General features: G+C 67.2%; 16 protein-coding genes. 9 read left to right on the top strand and 7 right to left on the bottom strand.

Features of this window, described 5'->3' with window-relative positions; translation table 11 throughout:
- Positions 1 to 4: 4 nt before the first annotated feature.
- From rlmJ to phaH, 3 genes are all read left to right on the top strand, one after another.
- The gene (rlmJ, locus tag CSEG_RS05880; protein WP_013078336.1) at positions 5 to 826 is read left to right on the top strand and encodes a 23S rRNA (adenine(2030)-N(6))-methyltransferase RlmJ; all 822 of its coding nucleotides are present in this window, start codon (positions 5 to 7) and stop codon (positions 824 to 826) included.
- A gap of 1 nt (position 827) precedes the next feature.
- Positions 828 to 2,105 (top strand): chromate efflux transporter, encoded by a 1,278-nt coding sequence (gene chrA, locus CSEG_RS05885; protein ID WP_013078337.1) that lies wholly within the window; start codon positions 828 to 830, stop codon positions 2,103 to 2,105.
- Between the two features lie 85 nt (positions 2,106 to 2,190).
- A complete protein-coding gene (gene phaH, locus CSEG_RS05890) occupies positions 2,191 to 2,964 on the top strand; it encodes a phasin PhaH (RefSeq protein WP_013078338.1) in 774 nt (257 codons plus the stop codon).
- Here phaH and CSEG_RS05895 read toward each other — a convergent pair.
- Positions 2,961 to 3,494: a GNAT family N-acetyltransferase gene (locus CSEG_RS05895; protein ID WP_013078339.1), complete on the bottom strand. Its 534-nt coding sequence runs from the start codon at positions 3,492 to 3,494 to the stop codon at positions 2,961 to 2,963. The two genes, phaH and CSEG_RS05895, sit on opposite strands and share 4 nt — an antisense overlap.
- 66 nt (positions 3,495 to 3,560) lie before the next feature.
- Between CSEG_RS05895 and CSEG_RS05900 the strand changes: the two genes are divergently transcribed.
- Positions 3,561 to 3,938 carry a nuclear transport factor 2 family protein gene (locus CSEG_RS05900; protein ID WP_013078340.1) on the top strand — a complete coding sequence of 126 codons (378 nt, stop codon included), beginning with the start codon at positions 3,561 to 3,563 and terminating at the stop codon, positions 3,936 to 3,938.
- A 103-nt stretch (positions 3,939 to 4,041) separates the two neighbouring features.
- A complete protein-coding gene (locus CSEG_RS05905) occupies positions 4,042 to 5,865 on the top strand; it encodes a DUF885 domain-containing protein (RefSeq protein ID WP_013078341.1) in 1,824 nt (607 codons plus the stop codon).
- Positions 5,866 to 5,907: 42 nt separating this feature from the next.
- Here CSEG_RS05905 and CSEG_RS05910 read toward each other — a convergent pair whose 3' ends face one another.
- On the bottom strand, positions 5,908 to 7,515 hold the full coding sequence (locus CSEG_RS05910) for an EAL domain-containing protein (RefSeq protein WP_013078342.1): 1,608 nt from the start codon (positions 7,513 to 7,515) through the stop codon (positions 5,908 to 5,910).
- Between the two features lie 262 nt (positions 7,516 to 7,777).
- Between CSEG_RS05910 and recA the strand changes: the two genes are divergently transcribed.
- The 3 genes from recA to alaS all read left to right on the top strand — a co-directional run bounded on the left by recA (position 7,778) and on the right by alaS (position 12,420).
- Positions 7,778 to 8,848: a recombinase RecA gene (gene recA / locus CSEG_RS05915; RefSeq protein ID WP_013078343.1), complete on the top strand. Its 1,071-nt coding sequence runs from the start codon at positions 7,778 to 7,780 to the stop codon at positions 8,846 to 8,848.
- Positions 8,849 to 9,198: 350 nt separating this feature from the next.
- Positions 9,199 to 9,633 carry a lysozyme inhibitor LprI family protein gene (locus CSEG_RS05920; RefSeq protein WP_013078344.1) on the top strand — a complete coding sequence of 145 codons (435 nt, stop codon included), beginning with the start codon at positions 9,199 to 9,201 and terminating at the stop codon, positions 9,631 to 9,633.
- 144 nt (positions 9,634 to 9,777) lie between these two features.
- On the top strand, positions 9,778 to 12,420 hold the full coding sequence (gene alaS / locus CSEG_RS05925) for an alanine--tRNA ligase (RefSeq protein WP_013078345.1): 2,643 nt from the start codon (positions 9,778 to 9,780) through the stop codon (positions 12,418 to 12,420).
- A 69-nt stretch (positions 12,421 to 12,489) separates the two neighbouring features.
- Here the strand turns inward: alaS and CSEG_RS05930 are convergent, their stop codons facing one another.
- Positions 12,490 to 12,867, bottom strand: a complete 378-nt coding sequence (locus CSEG_RS05930; protein WP_013078346.1) for a VOC family protein — start codon at positions 12,865 to 12,867, stop codon at positions 12,490 to 12,492.
- A 160-nt stretch (positions 12,868 to 13,027) separates the two neighbouring features.
- Between CSEG_RS05930 and CSEG_RS05935 the strand changes: the two genes are divergently transcribed.
- Entirely contained in the window at positions 13,028 to 13,552 is a 525-nt protein-coding gene (locus CSEG_RS05935; protein ID WP_157038972.1) for a hypothetical protein, read from the top strand.
- A 1-nt stretch (position 13,553) separates the two neighbouring features.
- Here the strand turns inward: CSEG_RS05935 and CSEG_RS05940 are convergent, their stop codons facing one another.
- The 4 genes from CSEG_RS05940 to CSEG_RS05955 all read right to left on the bottom strand — a co-directional run bounded on the left by CSEG_RS05940 (position 13,554) and on the right by CSEG_RS05955 (position 18,557).
- On the bottom strand, positions 13,554 to 14,837 hold the full coding sequence (locus tag CSEG_RS05940; protein WP_013078348.1) for a PepSY-associated TM helix domain-containing protein: 1,284 nt from the start codon (positions 14,835 to 14,837) through the stop codon (positions 13,554 to 13,556).
- 10 nt (positions 14,838 to 14,847) lie between these two features.
- Positions 14,848 to 16,941 (bottom strand): TonB-dependent siderophore receptor, encoded by a 2,094-nt coding sequence (locus CSEG_RS05945; protein ID WP_013078349.1) that lies wholly within the window; start codon positions 16,939 to 16,941, stop codon positions 14,848 to 14,850.
- A 79-nt stretch (positions 16,942 to 17,020) separates the two neighbouring features.
- Positions 17,021 to 17,968 (bottom strand): AEC family transporter, encoded by a 948-nt coding sequence (locus CSEG_RS05950; RefSeq protein WP_013078350.1) that lies wholly within the window; start codon positions 17,966 to 17,968, stop codon positions 17,021 to 17,023.
- A 22-nt stretch (positions 17,969 to 17,990) separates the two neighbouring features.
- Entirely contained in the window at positions 17,991 to 18,557 is a 567-nt protein-coding gene (locus CSEG_RS05955) for a DUF2939 domain-containing protein (RefSeq protein WP_013078351.1), read from the bottom strand.
- Between the last annotated feature and the right edge of the window lie 55 nt (positions 18,558 to 18,612).

Below are 18,612 nucleotides of genomic sequence, written 5' to 3' on the forward strand. Positions count from 1 at the left end.
CGCGATGAACTACCGCCATGCCTTCCACGCCGGCAACTTCGCCGACCTTCACAAGCACACGATCCTGCTGGCCATTCTGTCGGCCTTGCAGGGCGAGAGCGAGGCGCTGGCGGTCATCGACACTCACGCGGGCGCGGGGGCGTATGATCTCTCCGGCGAAATGGCGCGACGCTCGGGCGAGGCCCAGGCGGGAATTTTCCAGCTGAAGGCGGCGGCCGATGCGCCGGCGGTCTTCGGGCCGCTGCTGCAGGCGGTGCTCAAGATCAACAGCGGCCAACCCGGCGATCTCTATCCCGGCTCGCCGCTTTTGATCGCCCGGGCGCTGCGCAAAGGCGACCGCTACGCCGGTTGCGAGCTTCGGCCCGATGACGCGATCCTTCTAAGCAAGACGCTGGCGCCCTACGCCAACGCCAAAGCCCTCGAGGCGGATGGCTTCTCCACCGCCGCCGTCCAGGCGGGCAGGGGCGGGCGGGCCTTCGTGCTCATCGACCCGCCGTTCGAGCGGCCGGACGACTATGCGCGGATCGCCGAGACCTCGCGGGCCGTCCTGAAGCGCGCGTCGGACGCGGTCCTCGCCATCTGGCTGCCGCTCAAGGACCTCGAGACCTTCGACGCCTTCCTGCGCGCGATGGAAACTGTCACGGGCGACCTGTTAGTCGCCGAACTTCGTCTGCGGCCCTTGACGGATCCCATGAAGATGAACGGCAGCGCGATGGTGATGATCGGCGCGCCAGCCAGCGTCGATACGGCCGCGGTCGAGGCTGGAGACTGGCTGGCCTCGCGGCTGGGCGAGCCGGGCGGCCGCTCGCGCGTCTGGCGGGCTTGAGTTGAGGCTTAAGGCGGCTCCCAGTCTTGGTGAAGCCCTGCCGGTCTGGCTGAAGATCGGCTTGCTGGGTTTTGGCGGCCCCGCCGGCCAGATCGCCCTCCTGCACAAAGAGATCGTTGAGACGCGCGACTGGGTCGACGAGGACGAGTTCGCGCGGGCCCTGAGCTTCTGCATGCTTTTGCCTGGCCCCGAAGCTCAGCAACTGGCGACCTGGCTCGGCTGGCGGCTGCACGGGATCCGAGGGGGCGTGGCCGCGGGGCTGCTGTTCGTGCTGCCCGGCCTGCTGGTCATGCTGGGACTGTCGGCGCTGTATGTCGCGCACGGCCGGTCTGACTGGGCCGCGCCTGTGCTGCTGGGCCTTAAAGCGGCGGTGGTCGCGCTGGTGCTTCAAGCTCTGTTGAAGATCGGCAAGCGGGCCGTGAAGGACCGGCTCTCGGCTTTTGTCTGCGCCGCGGCCTTCGTCCTCCTGGCCTTCACCGCCGCGCCGTTCCCGCTGGTGGTGCTGGGCGCGGGCGCCCTGGGCTGGTTGACGGCCGGGAATGGCGAAGAGGCGATCGCGGATGCGTCGAGACCCGCGACGGGACGGCCGCGCACGGCGCTGGTCTGCCTGGCGCTATGGCTCGCGCCCATCGGCTTGGCGTGGCTGCTGGCGCCGGGCTCGGCCCTGGCCTGGATGGGCTTGGCTTTCGGAGGCCTGGCGGCGATCAGCTTCGGCGGCGCCTATGCGGCGCTGGCCTACCTGGGGCAGGCGGCCTCGGCGTTCGGCTGGCTGACGACCACCCAGATGCTGGACGGCCTGGGCCTCGCCGAGACCACGCCCGGTCCGCTGATCCTCGTCTTCGTTTTCGTCGGCTTCGTCGGCGCCTATCAGACGGCCGCGCCGGAATGGGCCTGGGTCCTCGCCGTCCTGGGGGGGGTGATGGCCGCCTGGACCACCTTCGCACCGTCCTTCCTCTGGATCTTCGCCGGCGGACCACTGTTCGAACGGTGGGGGCGGAGACCGCGTCCCGCCCGCGCCCTGGCCCTGATCTCGGCCGCGGCCGTCGGCGTGATCGGGCAACTGGCCCTTTGGTTCGCCCTGCACCTGATGTTTCGTTCAGGCCATACGCTGGAAGCCGGGCCGCTCAGGCTGATGCTGCCCGACCCGGCGAGCCTGGACTACGCCGCTCTCGGACTCACGGCTCTGGCGCTAGCTCTGCTGAGCCGGTTGCCGATGCTGGCCATGATCGCGGTCATGATCGTCGCCGGCGTGTTGTTGAAGGCTGTCGGATTTAGTTGACGTAACGTTATTATTTTTGCGCTTGCGAACGAGGTTTCTGTGTTATGCTGCGACGCACAAAATCGCGGTAGCCAGGAGCGTCCCCATGGTTTCCTCGCCCTCCTTCTTTTCTGAATTCCACGCCGACAAGGTCGAGCCGGAACTCGCCCCGCGCGTGGCGGTGGGCGCCATCTCGCCGCTTTGGCTGATGTTCGGCGGCGCGGCGGCCGCTGGCGCGGCCTACTGGTGGTGGGCGTCTCGCTGGCGCGAGGCGGTGAACCTGGAAGCCATCTTGGCTCTGGCGCCCGAGCCGGTCGCGCCCGCAACGGAAGCGCAAGAGGCCCTGGAGGCCGCTCCCGAGCCGGTCGTCGAGGCCGTGACGGAGATGGCGGAGACGGCGGAGGTTATGATTGACGCGACGGAGGCGGCGGTCGAGACGCTCGCCCAAGCGTCGGACGCCGTGGTCGAGGTCGCCAACGACGCGGCGCTGGAAGTCGCCGAGCAAGCCATCGAGACCATCGGTGAAGCCGAGAAGGAAGTCGAACGTCTCGCTGCTGAAGTGCTGGCCGACGCGCCTGTGGTCGACGCGCCTGTGGCCGACACGCCTGTGGCCGCGCCGGTCTTGGCCGAGCCGTCCGCCATCGTCGAAACGGTTGAGGCCGTCGGCGACGACTTGACCCGCCTGGTCGGGGTTGGTCCGAAGCTGGCCGCGTCGCTGGCGGAATTGGGCTTCACGACCTTCAGCCAGATCGCCGCCTGGACGCCTGAAGAGCTCGCCGAGATTGACCTGAAGCTGGGCCTGAAGGGGCGCGCCGAACGCGACGCTTGGATCGCCCAGGCCAAGCGGTTCGCGGCCGCGACGGAACCTGCCGCCGTTTAGCGCTCGGCCGGGCGTCGCCGCTCCATCAGCAGGATCGGCGAGCCGCGGTAGCTGGCGTGAGTCTTCACGCGGAAGCCGACCTTCGTCGCTAAGGCGATAGAGGGCGCGTTCTCGACGTTGATGATGCAGGGCACCACCTCCGGGGCGATGGCCTGGTCGATCCACGCGAGACCCGCGCGCACCGCCTCGGCGCCGAAGCCCTGGCCATGCGACCAGGCCGCCAGCACCCAGCCCATCTCGGGTAGGCCGTAGAGGCTTGGCTCCAGTTCGCGCCGAAGGTCCGCGAAGCCGACTTCTCCAACATAGCGCCCCGTGGACGTCTCGCGCACAGCCCAGTAGCCATAGCCCAGCACATCCCACAGCCCGCGCGCGCGCATTAGGCGCGTCCAGCTTTCCTCCTCGGTGAAGGGGCGCCCTCCCACGTGGCGAGTCACCAGCGGATCGGCCCACATGGCGCGACTGTCCTCAAAATCGGCCAGGATCGGCGGTGTCAGGGTCAGGCGCGGGGTGGTCAGGGTGGGTGCGGACATCGTCGGAGGGGTTTGCGGATCGGACGCGTAGCAAGCTACACGGACGGGCCTTTCAGGGAAGACCCCATGACCTCTCCCGCAGACGCCATCGCCGCCCGCCGCAAGCTGACCAACAAGCTGATCGCCGCCAAGGACGCCGCGCGCCTCAAACCTTTCTTCGACCCGCGCGTCACGCTGATCGCCGGCGACGGCTCTCTGTTGCTGGGCGTCGAAGACGTGCTCGCGGCGTTCGCGGGCCAGTTCGCGGAGAAGGGCTTCGTGGCCTATGTTCGCACCACCGAGGACATCGCGCTCAACGCCGACGGCACGCGCGCCGCCGAGCGCGGTCGTTGGATGGGATCGTGGAAGGACGCGCCCGAGCAGTCGGGGACCTATCTGGCCACCTGGAAGAAGGTCACCGGCCAATGGGTGATCGAGAATGAGCTGTTCGTGACGCTGGCGTGACCAGCGAGGCTGGACGCGGCTTGATGACTCGGAATTAATTTCGCCGCACTGGGCGGCGGCCTTACGCCTTCGTCCTCGAAATTGGTTCTGGGGAGGAAAAGCCTTGCTCAATCGCCGTCAAATGATGTTCGCCTCCGCCGCCGCGGGGTTCGCCGCGACCGGTGGTCTGCCGTCCTTGGCCCTGGCTCGCGAGGGCGAGGTCGCCAAGCTGAACGCCTTCTTCGACGAGGCCATGGCGCTGCAGCTGCGCCAGTCTCCCGAGACGGCCACCGGTCTTGGCCTCGACAGCGGCGACCTGGCCTGGACCAAGGGGCTGCTGAGCGACCGCTCGTTCAGCGCCATCGAGGCCGGCGCGGCCACAACCAGCAAGCAACTGGCCGCCCTGCGCGCGATCGACCGCCGCGCCCTCAACGGCATGGACGCCGTGAACTACGACACGGTCGAGTTCGTGCTGTCCGTCCAGGACGAAGGCAACAAGAAGTTCACCTACGCGGGCGGTGGCTCCGGCGCGCCGTACGCGCTGAGCCAGTTGACCGGCAGCTACCAGTACATGCCGGACTTCCTCGACACCCAGCACAGCATCGAGACCAAGGCCGACGCCGACGCCTATCTGTCGCGGATGGAGGGTTTCGCGCGCCTGATGGACCAGGAGACGGCGATCGCCAAGCGCGACATCGCCGATGGCGTGATCCCGCCTGACTTCATTATCGACAAGACCCTGATCCAGATGCGCGCCTTCGCCGGCACGCCGACGGCGGAAGCGCCGCTGGTCAAGTCGATCGCGCGCCGGACCAAGGAGAAGAACATCGCCGGCGACTGGGCCGGCGAGGCGTCGAAGATCTACGAGAACTCGGTGCTGCCGGCGCTGAAGCGCCAGATCGCGCTGATGGAGAGCATCCGGCCCAAGGCGACGCACGACGCGGGCGTCTGGCGGCTGAAGGACGGGGCGGACTACTACGCTCTCTCGCTGAAGAACTACACGACCGCCACCCTGACTCCCGACGAGATCCACCAGCTGGGTCTGGACATGGTCAAGTCGATCGAGGCCGAGGCCGACAAGCTGTTCAAGAAGATCGGCATGAGCCAGGGCACGGTCGGCGACCGGATGCGCAAGCTGGGTGAGGACTTCTACCCGAACACCGACGAGGCCAAGGAACAGCTGATCCGTGACCTCAACGAAAAGGCCAAGTGGATCGAAAAGCAGCTGCCGGCCTATTTCGGCCAACTGCCCAAGGCGCAGCTGGAGATCCGTCGTGTGCCCAAGGCCATCGAGGCCGGCGCGCCGGGCGGGTACTACAACTCGCCCTCGTTGGATGGAAAGCGTCCGGGGATCTACTGGATCAACCTGCGCGACACCAAGGAGCAGGCCAAGTACACCCTGACCACGCTGACGGTCCACGAGGGCGTTCCTGGCCACCACCTCCAGCTGTCGCTGTCCAACGAGGCCAAGGGCCTGCCCATGATCCGCAAGATCATCGGCTTCTCGGGCTACGCCGAGGGCTGGGCGCTCTATTCCGAGCAGCTGGCCGTCGAGATGGGTATCTACAAGAACGACCCGCGCGGCCAGATCGGCATGCTGCACGACGCCTTGTTCCGCGCCGTGCGCCTGGTGGTCGACACGGGCATGCACCACAAGAAATGGAGCCGCGAGCAGGCCATCAAGTACATGGCCGAGACCATGGGCGACGAGGAAAGCGGCGCGACCACCGAGATCGAGCGCTACGTCGTATGGCCGGGCCAGGCCTGCAGCTACATGATCGGCAAGATCGTCTGGCTGCGCGCGCGGGCCAAGGCTCAAAAGGCGCTTGGCAAGAAGTTCGACATCCGTGAGTTCCACGATGCGGGTCTGCTGTCGGGCATGACGCCGCTGACCGTGCTCGAGCGGGTCGTCGACAACTACATCGTCGCCAAGGGCGGCAAGGCCTAGGGCCGTTCGGCGCTCCTCCTCCTTTGGGGGAGGAGCGTTCTTCTACCCCCAGCTCTCCGACGCGCCGGCGCGTCGCGCCATGGCGCGCACCGGCGCGCTGGTCCGCAAGGCCGGAGCGGGCTTCTCGGCGGCCTTGCCGTAGAGCCAGCCTTGAGCGAAGTCGACGCCGGCGTTGCGAACGATGTCCTCGACTTCCGGCGTCTCGACCATCTCGGCCACGGTGCGGATTTTCAGATCCCGGCACATCTGCACGAGATGGCGGACCATGGCCCCGTCGCGGCTGTTGTCGGCCAGTTCGCGGACATAGCGGCCGTCGATCTTCACGATGTCCAGGTTCAGCTGCTGCAGATAGGCGAACGAGGCCGAACCGGCGCCGAAGTCGTCCAGACAGACCATCGAGCCCATGGACCGCAGCGCCTGGATGTTCTGGTTGGCGTAGGGCAGATCGTCGATCGCCGAGGTCTCGGTGATCTCGAAGATCAGGCGGCCCTTGACCGCGTCGAAGCGGGCCAGCAGGCGGTCGATGTGGTCGACGAAGGTCTCGCTGACGATCGTGCGGCCCGAAATGTTCACCGCCAGCTTCAGCTTGCCTTCGTAGTCGTTGGCCAGGCGCTTGATCACCTGTTCCACCACGACCTTGTCGAGTTCCTCGATCAGGTCGAACTCCTCGGCCATGCGGATCATGGCGAAGGGACTGGCGCCGTCCTCGAACCGCACCAGCGCCTCGTGGTGGTGGGCCTGGCCGGTCGCCAGCGCCACCACCGGCTGGAAGGCGAGGTTGAAGCGCCTTTGGGTGATGACCGCGCTCAGGGCTCCGGCCTGGGCCAGGGTGCGCTTGACCGAGCGGTTCATCGCGTCGGTCAGATTGGCGGGCGGGCCATCCTTCAGCCCTGCGCGCAGGAAGTCGTCCAGCGCGTAGCGTAGCGCCCGCAGGGCCCGCGAGGGCGGCGCGCTGTTCTCCAGCGGCACGACGTGGGCGGTGGCCTCGGCGCTGACGATGCGGCTCAGGCGTTTGAGCATGTTGTCAGATTGATCGTCGCGCGAGCGCACCAGGGCGAAACGGTCCTGCGACAGCTGCGTGGCGGCCGAGCCGCCGTGGGACTCCGCGCGCACAGCGCCCGCGACCCGAACATCCAGCTCGGCGGCTTCGCTGGGCGACAGGCCGTCACGCATGGCCCCGAGCCCGGCGAACTCCACCATCGCCAGCTCCAGCTCCATGCCGGTGGCGCGGGCGGCTTCGAACAGGCCCTTGGCGATGTCGTCGAACGACTCGCGCGGCTGAAGCTCGCCCGGCTTCAGCGCCGGGGCGGACGCCTGGGCGACGGTCACGGCGCAGGAGATGCGGCCTTCGTTCTCGGGGAGGGCGCGGAGAATGACCCCGACATACCGCGTTTCATCGTCGGCCAGGCGTACGACAATGGGGCCGCGGCGTTGGCCGTCTTCAGCGGACGCCAGCACGGCGTCCATCAAGGGGCGGTCATCCGGATGGAACAGGCTGCTCCAGGTCGCGCCCGTCAAGGCGGCCTCGCTTCTGCCCATGATCCGTTGGGCGGCGCCCAGAACGAGGCGCACCTGGCCGTCACGCAGCTCCACGAGGAGATCGGCGCTGGCGAACGCAAGGCCCAAGAGGCGACGTGGATCGATCGACAAAGCGGCCTTCTCCAGGATTGAAGGCAAGCTTCCACAATTGGCTTAAGGAGCAGTTGCCATCCCTGGGTTCAGCGCCTCGAGCCCAGCCCATTTTTCCACCGCCAGACGCATACGTCAGAAACGGACGTTTCTATGTGTGAGAACATCTTGCGAACATGGAACAAAGGCGGTACGCATTAAGGGTGTTCCACAGGTCGTTGAGACAGGGCGCTGTAAGCGCCGGGCGACCCACTGGAATCATGGGATAGAGGGCGGATCAACAATGACCAGTCAGGCGGCTTTGAAACTCGTGGCCAAGGAAGAAGGCGATAAGCAACGCGCGCTAGAGGCGGCTCTCGCCCAGATCGACCGCGCGTTCGGCAAGGGCTCGGTGATGAAGCTGGGCGAAAAGGGCAAGGTCGAGATGGAGTCTGTCTCCACCGGCTCGCTCGGCCTGGACATCGCGCTCGGCATTGGCGGCCTGCCCAAGGGGCGGATCATCGAGGTCTATGGCCCGGAAAGCTCGGGCAAGACCACCCTGGCCCTGCACGTCGTGGCCGAGGTCCAGAAGGCCGGCGGCACCGCCGCCTTCGTCGACGCCGAGCACGCGCTGGACCCGTCCTATGCGCACAAGCTTGGCGTCAACCTCGATAGCCTGCTGGTGTCGCAGCCCGACAACGGCGAGCAGGCGCTGGAGATCACCGATACCCTGGTGCGTTCGGGCGCTGTCGACATCGTCGTGATCGACTCGGTGGCGGCCTTGACGCCGAAGGCCGAAATCGAAGGCGAGATGGGCGACAGCCTGCCGGGCCTTCAGGCGCGTTTGATGAGCCAGGCGCTGCGCAAGCTGACCGCCTCGATCAACAAGGCCAACACCATCGTCATCTTCATCAACCAGATCCGTCACAAGATCGGGGTGATGTACGGCAGCCCGGAGACGACCACGGGCGGCAACGCGCTGAAGTTCTACGCCTCGGTGCGCCTGGACATCCGCCGCACTGGCTCGGTGAAGGTCCGGGACGAGATCATCGGCAACAACGTCCGCGTGAAGGTCGTCAAGAACAAGGTGGCCCCGCCGTTCCGCGAGGTCGAGTTCGACATCATGTACGGCGAGGGCATCTCCAAGCTGGGCGAGGTGATCGACCTGGGCGTCAAGGCCGGCATCATCGAGAAGGCCGGCTCATGGTTCTCGTACGGCAGCCAGCGCATCGGCCAGGGCCGCGACAACGTCCGCGAGTTCCTGAAGAACAATCCGGACATCGCCAGCAGCATCGAGGCGGCGGTCCGCAAATCGTCGCAGAAGATCGAGGAAGAGCTTCTGGTCGGCGGCCCTGAGGAGGGCGACGAGGAATAGGTCTCGCCCGTTAAAACCAGACATTGGAGCGTTGCAATCCATTGGATCAACGCTCCAGGGTTTCGCGGCCTTCGCTCCCAGCCACGGGCGGTCCCCGCCTTCAACACGCCCGCGGCGCCACCGCCGCGACGGCCGCGATCAGGCCGCCTGGACCCCATGCCAGGCGGCCTACTCTTTTGGAGGGGCGAAGTTAAAGCGCGACGTCCCAGGAGTGGGCGCTGGCAATTTGAAATATGCCGGACGAGCGGTGATTTATGCGCCGCGTTTCCACCAACCCGTGGCTGCTCGCTTGACGACGAAGGGGCCAAGTCTCTGGATGTGGCCGTATTCGCGTTTCGGGAGGGACCTTCTTGGCTGCTCTGCTTTTCGCCTTGGCGCTCGCGAGCGCGCCAAAGCCTCCGTGTCCGGACGCCAGGACCACGGTCGAGGTCAACGAATGTCTGAACGAAACGCTCAGGGGGTTCGACGGCGAAATGAAGCGCTATTACGAAGCGGCGGTGAAACGGTTAGCGACCGAACAGCGCCCGCCCGCCGATGACGCCCTTTCCGGCCTAGTTCGCGCGCAGGAGGCCTGGCGGGCCTACAGCGACGCCGAATGTGGCGCCGTCTACGACTATTGGCGGGAAGGGACCATCCGAACCAGCTTCGAGCTGCAATGCAGCATCCGCCAGACGCGCTTGCGGACCTTTTCGCTGTGGCGAGACTGGCTGACCTATCCCGACAGCACGCCCCCGATCTTGCCTCGCCCGGATTTCACCGATCTCGTGTCCGAGGGGGATCGCTGATCCTCCAAGACGGGTCTGGGACCGAGGTCTTGTCGCTCACGATGAGCGCCCCATTTCCCGAGTCGGTTTCCCCTTCGCTAAAAACCGCGCTATGCAGCGCGCGACTCCCGGCCGCTCGCCGGACGCTTAAGACTTGAGACGCTCATGCCCAGCTTGAACGAGATCCGCAGCACCTTCCTCGACTACTTCGGCAAGGCCGACCACGCCGTGGTCCCGTCCGCGCCGCTGGTGCCGCAGAACGATCCGACTCTGCTGTTCGTCAACGCCGGCATGGTGCCGTTCAAGAACGTGTTCACCGGCGCCGAGACCCCGGCCCATCCGCGCGCGGCCAGCTCGCAAAAGTGCGTCCGCGCCGGCGGCAAGCACAACGACCTCGACAACGTCGGCTACACCGCCCGCCACCACACCTTCTTCGAGATGCTGGGCAACTTCTCGTTCGGCGACTACTTCAAGGAACAGGCGATCCACCACGCCTGGACCCTGCTGACCGGCGAGTTCAAGCTGCCGAAGGAAAAGCTGCTGGTCACGGTCTACCACACCGATGACGAGGCGGCGGACCTGTGGAAGAAGATCGCCGGTCTGTCCGACGATCGCATCATCCGGATTCCGACCAGCGACAACTTCTGGTCCATGGGCGACACCGGCCCCTGCGGCCCGTGCTCGGAAATCTTCTACGACCATGGCCCCTCGATCGCCGGCGGCCCTCCGGGCAGCCCCGATGAAGACGGCGACCGCTTCATCGAGATCTGGAACCTCGTGTTCATGCAGTTCGAGCAGCTGGCCGGCGGCGATCGCGTGTCGCTGCCCAAGCCCTCGATCGACACTGGCATGGGCCTGGAGCGGGTCGCGGCCGTGCTGCAGGGCGTGCACAACAACTACGACGTGGACCTGTTCAAGGCCCTGATCGCCGCCAGCGTCGAGCTGACGGGCGTCAAGGCCGAGGGAGACCAGGCTCCGTCGCACCGCGTGATCGCCGACCACCTGCGCTCGTCCTCGTTCCTGCTGGCCGATGGCGTCTCGCCCTCGAACGAAGGTCGCGGTTACGTGCTGCGCCGGATCATGCGCCGCGCGATGCGCCACGCCTACCTGCTGGGCGCGCAGGAGCCCCTGATGCACCGCTTGGCCCCGACCCTGGTCGCCGAGATGGGGCAGGCCTATCCGGAACTGCGCCGCGCCGAGGCCTCGATCGTCGAGACCCTGCGCCAGGAGGAAGAGCGCTTCCGCACGACGCTCGGCCGCGGCATGGGTCTGCTGGACGAGGCGACCGCCAACCTTTCGGCGGGTGGCGTGCTGGACGGCGAGACCGCCTTCAAGCTCTACGACACCTACGGCTTCCCGCTGGACCTGACCCAGGACGCCGTCCGCGCCAAGGGCCTGACCGTCGACACCGACGGCTTCGACGCCGCCATGCAGAAGCAGCGCGAGATGGCGCGCGCCAACTGGGCGGGCTCGGGCCAGCAGGGGGCGGCCGCCGCTTGGTTCGCGATCAAGGAAAAGAACGGCGCCACGGACTTTGTCGGCTACGAGACCACCGAGACCACCGGCGTGGTCCAGGCGATCGTCGTGGACGGCGCCGAGGTCCAAAGCGCGACCGGCGGTACGACCGTCGAGGTCCTGCTGGACCGCACCAGCTTCTACGCCGAAAGCGGCGGCCAGGCCGGCGACCAGGGCGCGCTTGAGGCCAACGGCCGCGAGAACCGCGTCATCGACACCCAGAAGCAGGCCGGCGAGCTGCACGTTCACCGCGTCGAGCTGTCGGGCGAGCTGAAGGTCGGCGACAAGGTCGTGGTCTCGGTCGACGCCGATCGCCGTCAAACGACCCGCTCCAACCACTCGGCCGCGCACTTGGTCCACGCCGCCCTGCACCATGTGCTGGGCCCGCACGTCGCCCAGAAGGGCCAGATGGTCGACGGCGAGCGCATGCGTTTCGACTTCAGCCACGGCGGCCCGCTGACGCCGGAAGAGCTCGACAAGATCGAGGCCGAGGTCAATGCGGTGATCCGCCAGAACGTCCCGGCCGAGACCAAGGAAATGGCCCCGCAGGAGGCCATCGAGGCCGGCGCGGTGGCGCTGTTCGGCGAAAAGTACGGCGATAGCGTCCGCGTGCTGACCCTGGGCAAGTCGCTGACCGACGAGTCCAAGGCCTATTCGGTCGAGCTGTGCGGCGGCACCCACGTGTCCCGCACCGGTGACATCGCTCTGTTCAAGATCGTCTCGGAGCAGGGCGTCGCCGCCGGCGTGCGCCGTATCGAGGCCCTGACCGGCGAAGCGGCCCGTCGCTTCCTGCTGGATCAGGCGGGTGTCGCCAAGTCGCTGGCCGACCAGTTCAAGACCCCGGTCGCCGAGGTGGCCCAGCGCGTCGACGCCCTGATCGCCGACCGCAAGCGGCTCGAGAAGGAACTGGCCGAGGCCAAGAAGCAGCTCGCCCTGGGCGGCGGCGGCGCGGCCTCGGGTCCCGAGGACGTCAATGGCGTGGCCCTGATCGCTCGCGTCTTGGACGGCGTCGGCGGCAAGGAGCTGCGCGGCGTGGCCGAGGAGTTCAAGAAGCAGCTGACCTCGGGCGTCGTCGCCCTGGTCGGCACCTCCGACGGCAAGGCCGCCGTGACGGTGGCCGTCACCGCCGACCTGACCGGCAAGTTCAGCGCCGCCGATCTGGCCAAGGCCGCCGTGATCGCCATGGGCGGCCAGGGCGCCGGCGGCAAGGCCGACTTCGCCCAAGGCGGCGCGCCCGACGACAGCAAGGCTGATGAAGGCCTCGCGGCCGTCAAGGCGGCGCTGGCCGGCTGATCCGGCGGGATCGAGACCAGAACGAAGGGGGCGCCTCCAAGCGCCCCCTTTTTCATGCCGCTTTTCGGATCAGGATTTGAAGAACGCCGACAGCTTGTTGCCGTCCGGATCGCGGACGTAGGCGAGGTAATATCCCTCGCCATAGGCGGGGCGCGGGCCGGGCGGCCCCGCGCAAGCGCCGCCATGGGCCAAGGCGGCGGCGTGGAACGCGTCGACCTGGGCCTCGGTTTGGGCGGTCAGCCCCACCATGATCCCGTTGCCGGCCTTGGCGGGCAGGCCATTTTCCGGGCTGCAGATCAGGATGGTGGCATGCTCCGGATCCGGCCCGTAGCCGATCCAATGGTCCTGTCGCCAAAGCCGCGTGTGTCCCAGCGCGCCTAGAACGGCGTCGTAAAAGGCCCCAGCGCGGTCGGTGTCGCTGGCGCCGATCGTGATGTAGCTGATCATCGGGCGTCCTCCTGGCGAAACGCTAGATCGAAGCCTCGGCCAATTGTGTCAGCAGCGTCGCTGGGTCGGCGCCGCGGGATATTCGCGACGAAGCCTGTCCTCTTGACGGGCGCCCAGTTCAGGCCTCAAGTGAGTTACAATTGTAATCTTGGGGTTGGCGATGTCTTCACCGATATCGACATGGCGGCTGGCGATGGTGGGCCTGATCCTGACGCTCGGCGGCTGCGAGCGCGAAGTCGCCAGGACACAGCTCAATTTCGCGCCGCCATCCCTGTGGCGCGTCGCCGTGGTTGAGGACTCCGGCGGCCGATCGGCGGCCGTTGACGTCTGCGCCAATCCGGAACTGATCGCCTCGTTCGCCCGCGTCGAACCGCGCATCAACGGCTTGCCATGCGAGCTCGTGGGCAAGCCCGCCAAGGCCAGCGCCAATGAACGCATCGCGCGCTGCGAAGCCGGCGGCGCGCGTTACGGCCTTTACGTCACGACGACACGGCAGGCGTCCGACGATTTCACGGTCCGTTTCGCGCTTCAGCCGCTGCAAGACTCCGGCGGCAAAATCGTCCAGGCGCGACGCTACCAGCGGCTGGGAGCTTGTCCGGCGGGATGGTCCGCGGGCGACCAGGGGCCGCCAGGCGGGCGCGCGACCTCGAACCTGTTGAGCGGTCACGCTTTGGCCGTCCGATAGCTCAGCGGCGCGTCCGACCCACGCGCGCCTTGCGCTTCTTCCACCAGATCACGACGCCCGTGACGCTGAGCGCGGCGACGACGAGGCCCGTGAACGAGATCAGAATCCGCCCGGGCAGGCCCAGGATGCGGCCCGAGTGCAGTGGGAACTGGGCCTGGACGAAGATGTCGGCGGCGGTCCCGACCCACGGCAGACGCTGACCCGCGAACTGGCCCGTCTGGCCATCATAGTAGAGATAGGGCGGGCCGACGCCGGCCGCGCCATGATCCCCGCCGGGCTCGAAGAAACCGACTCCGTAGATCCCATAGGCCGGGGAATAGAAGGCCCCGCCCGCCGGCGTGCTCCAGCCGCGCGACCTGGCCTCCGCCTTGGCCGTTTCGATGATCTCGGCATAGCCGCGCTGGGCGATGATCGGCTGGTCCAGCGGCGCCGGCGCGCGCAGCTCGAACGGACCCGGCGTGGTCTTCGAGACCTTGGACAAGACCGGGTAGAACACCTCGCTGTAGAGATTCAGCGAGAAGGCGGTGAAGGCCACCGTGAACAGCACGCCCCACAGCCACAGGCCGAAGGCGCGGTGGATGTCGAAATTGATCCGATAGGCGCTGGCCTTGGTCTTGATCTGCCAGGCCGGCTTCCAGCGGCTCCAGAAGCTCTTGCCGCTCTTGACCGATGCGCGGGAGGGCAGGGTCAGATAGAAGCCGACGAAGCAGTCCAGCGTCCAGATGACGGCGATGACGCCCATCAGCCAGACGCCCCAGCGGTCGATCCCCCACATGGCCGGGATGTGCAGGCTGTAGTGCAGCACGTAGAGGAACGAGACCAGCGTCTCGCTGGTGATCGGCCAGGCAGCGCCCCACTGGCGACGGCCCTGCTCGTCGCCGGTGGCCGGATCGACGAAGACTTGATTGTAGCCCGGCTCGAACAGCTTGCCGGTGGCGGGGTTTCGCTTGGGCTCGACGCCGAAGGCGTAGGCCTCGCCCGGCTCGGGCGTCAGGGGGATGTAGGTGACCTGGACACGTGGGTCTCGCGCCTCGATCCGCTTGGCCAGCTCCAGCGGCGGCAGGCTGGGGCCCGCCGTGCGCGCGTGGGTCAGGTGCGGATTGAGCAAGTCATCCAGCTCGTGGTCCCACGAGATGATCGCCCCCGTCACGCCCGAGATGAACAGAAACCCGGCGATGGCCAGGCCGCCCCACCGATGCAGGAAGCCCAGGAATGGCCGCACAGCCGGTCGGAACAGCGTCCGACCGGTCTTGCTGGCGAGCTTAGGTGGGGTCCGCGCGTCCATCGTCCCGGCCCTAGAACGCGTAGTCCAGTCGGACGGACACGCTGCGCGGCGCGGCGTAGTAGGACTGGGCCCACATCAGGCTGGTCAGATAGGTCTTGTCAGTGGCGTTCTTGACGTTGAGCGTCGCGCGCACCTTTTCGGTCACGTCGATCCCGGCCATCAGGTCGAGCACGGCATAGGCCTTCTGCTCGAGCAGAGCGACGTCCTGGCTCTGGATGTCGTCCTGCCAGCGAAGCTGGGCGCCCAGGGTCAGGTTGCGAACCGACGGGATGGTGTAGGTCGTCGAGGCTTTCAGTGTCTTGCGCGGCAGGTAGGTGCGGGCCTTGTTTCCGTCGCCGTCCTTGATCGACAGGTCCGTCCAGCCGAGGCTGACGCGCCATTGGGCGTTGATCGCGCCGACGGCCTCCAGCTCATAGCCTTTCGCCTTGGTGTCGACCCCGGCGTAGTAGCTCTGCAGCGTGTCGGTGAAGGTGCCGGCGTATTCGGCGAGGTTGGCCTGGCGGGACGTGAAGACCGCGCCGGTCACATACAGCCGGCCGTCGAACCACTCGCTTTTCACCCCGGCCTCGTAGGCCTTGCCGTGCGCGGCGGCCAAGGTCTCGTGGTTGACGTCGACTTCCGACTGCGGATTGAAGATGTCGGTGTAGCTGGCGTACAGCGAGACGTTCTGGTTCAGATCGTAGACCGCCCCGACATAGGGGCTGACCTTCTCCTCATCCCGCCGCGCATCGACGCCGTACGAGAAGCCCTTCGATTTCAGCTTCAGCGCATTGAAGCCCACGACCGCCTTCAGCTTGTCGCTGAGGCTGAGATGCGTCGCGGCGTAGAAGCGGGCCTGGCGGTCCACCTGGTCGGCGGCGAGATAGGCGTCGGGGAAGGTCGGTTCGGCGGGCTGCACGCCCGCCCAGGTCCCGACCGGCCCATAGACGATCGTCTCATCCGAGAAGGCTTCGTACTCATGCCCGTGCGAGCGTGAGACCTGGCCGCCGACCACCAACTGGTGCGTGCGCCCGAACAGCTGGAAGGGGCCCGCGGCGTAGGCGTCGAGGATGGCGCTTTCGTAGATCGACGGGTAGACGCCGGCCATGCCCTGCACGCCGAGCCCCGTGGTCTTGTCCGGCGCGCCGTAGGCGTAGAGCAGCTTGGCGTTTTCCTCGAAGCGCTTGAGCGTGCCGATCGTCTTGATCTGCCAGCCGTTGTCGAGGCGCCAGGCCAACTCGCCAAAGCCGGTCTGGTCCTTGACGTTCCAGTGCGTCCAGTCGGCCGAGGTCGAGGCCGAGCGCGGGTAGTTGATCCGCGTTCCGTCGCTGTAGGTCAGGGGCAGGGCGCCCCAGTTGTTGCCGCGCGCGCGGTTGTCCTGCATCGACCAGCCGACGGTGGCCGTGAGCTTCGGCGTGGCGTCCCAGGCCAGCAGGGCGCCATAGACGTTCCGGTTGACGCCGTAGTGGTCGAGATAGCTGTCCTTGTCCTCATTGGCGTAGATCACGCGGCCAGCGAGCGTGCCCGAGGCGTTCAACGGGCCCGACACATCGGCCTCGAGCCGGTAGTCGTTCCAGGAGCCGTACTGCAGCGCGCCGCTGGCCTGGAAGGTGTTGGTCGGGCGCTTGCGGACGTAGTTGATGGTCGCCGACGGGTTACCGGCGCCGGTCATCATGCTGTTGGCGCCGCGTACGGCCTCGGCCCGCTCGAACAGCACCGTGTCGAGATCGCCGAACTGAATGCCCCAGATCAGCGGCAGGCCGATGCCGTCGACCTGGAAGTTGGTGATGTCGAAGCCGCGCGAGTTGTAATAGGTGCGATCTGTCTCGACCCGTTCGACATTCACCCCGGTGATCTGGGCCAGCAGTTGGTTCACGTCGGTCAAGGCGAAGTCCTTGATCCGGTCCTGATTGATCAAGGTCACGGACTGAGGGGTTTCACGCAGGCTCATATCCAGACCCGCGACGGCCGACGTGCGCGTGCGCGCGCCGGTGATCACAACCCGGTCGACCTGATTGGTGTCCGCGGCGTCCAATCCGACTTCCTCGGCGAGCGCGAAGCTCGAAACGCCGACGCAGGCCAGCGCGGCCCCGCCGAGCAAGAGGGCGCGGAAAGTCGGCGACATGGAAAACCTCAATGCAAACGATAATGACTCGCAAAGTCATCTATCGGCCGGGTCTCGCGGTGTCAAACCAGCTCGGCCCTTAAGGCGTTGCGGTTGGAACCAGCAGCAACACCGCGATGGCGAGGGTCAGGAGCGCGGCGGCGGTGGTCAGGGCAACGATGCGCGCCGCGCCGCGCGCGAAAACGTCATAGGCGCGGGTCTGGATGAAGGCGCTGACCGCCGTAGGCGCGGCCGCCAGCAAGGTCGCCCCGGCGCGGAAGGCCGGCGGCGCGGACGTCAGGCCGATGGCGAACCAGGCCAGAAGCGGAAACAGGGCGAGCTTGGCGACCGCCGCCGTGGCGATTGGGACGTTGTGCGGCGCGGCTTCGCCCTCGGCTTCGCGAAGGCCCAGCGCCGCGCCGAGCGCGACGAGGCCGACGGGGCTGCCCGACGCGGCGGCCAACCCAAGGGCGCGGTCCAGCGCCTCGGGGGGCTTCAGGTCGAGCAGGGCCAGGGCGGCTCCGGCCAGGGCGGCCGCGACGACGGGATTGCGGAACGCTTGCAAGATCGAGCGCCACACCGACCGTCCGGCGGCCCAGCCCAGCAACCCTACACCCGCGGCCGAGAGGATCACGAAGTCCACCGCGACCACGCCGGCCACCAGACGTGCGGTCTCGGCGCCCATGACGGCCGCGGTGATCGGCAAGGTCAGGAACGCGCTGTTGCCGACCCCGCTGGTGATCGCCGCGCCGGCCTGTTCGGCCTTCGTCCATCTCAGCGTTCGGCCCAGGATGACGACCGTCGCAATGACCGCGAGGCCGGCGACGGCACAGGCCGCCAAACCGGCGGCGAGCTCTGGCGTCGGACGGCCCACGCGCGACAAGGAGTGGATCAGCAGGGCGGGAAAGCCGATCCAGTACACATAGATCGACAGCCCTCGCGCCTGGTGAGCGTCCAGCAGGCGCAGACGGGTCAGCGCCAGTCCCGCCCCGACCAGCAGGAAGAAGGGCCAGACCCGAACCAGAACGTCCGTAACAATAGCGATCAAGACCAGAACCTCGGGCGGATGCTCAGCCTTGGCGCTCGTTGGCCGGCAGGCGGATGTGGACCAGCTTCCAGGTGAACAGCGCTCGGCGTTCGAACGTGAACACCGTCAGCTTGCCGCGCGCCTCCGGCCGCTTGACCGCGATGCGAACGCGGTTCGGGTCCCAATAGGCGATCGTGGGGTGAGGGCCCTTCAGGGCTTGCTTGATCGCATCGGAAGACGATGGCTCCGCCGGCGCCACGTTCGGCGCATAGCCGCGCGTCAAGGCGTTGAAGCCGGACACCGTCAGATAGCGGTCGACCCTGGGTTCGGGTGGCGCGATCGGCTCCACCGCCTTCTTGAAGACGCCCAATGGGTCGCGCCAGATCGAGGGGTTTTCCGGCTTGGCGGCGGGCGCATCGACGACCAACTGGGCCGTCAGGCCGCGGCGCACAGCGGGGAAATCGACCAGTTCGCCGATCGCCTGCACATCCTCGTACTGGGCGGCGGACTTGAGCGCCCGGAACGCGAACCAGGGCGCGGAGACGAACGCGGCGGCGAACACGAAGATCGCCAGCACGATCAGATCCCAGATCCGCTTCTGCAGGGTCATGAGGCCTCCGGAGGTCCAGTGGGGTAGATCAAGCCTTCGCTCGATCGTCCAGAAC

This window comes from Caulobacter segnis ATCC 21756 (assembly GCF_000092285.1).
GTDB lineage: Bacteria > Pseudomonadota > Alphaproteobacteria > Caulobacterales > Caulobacteraceae > Caulobacter > Caulobacter segnis.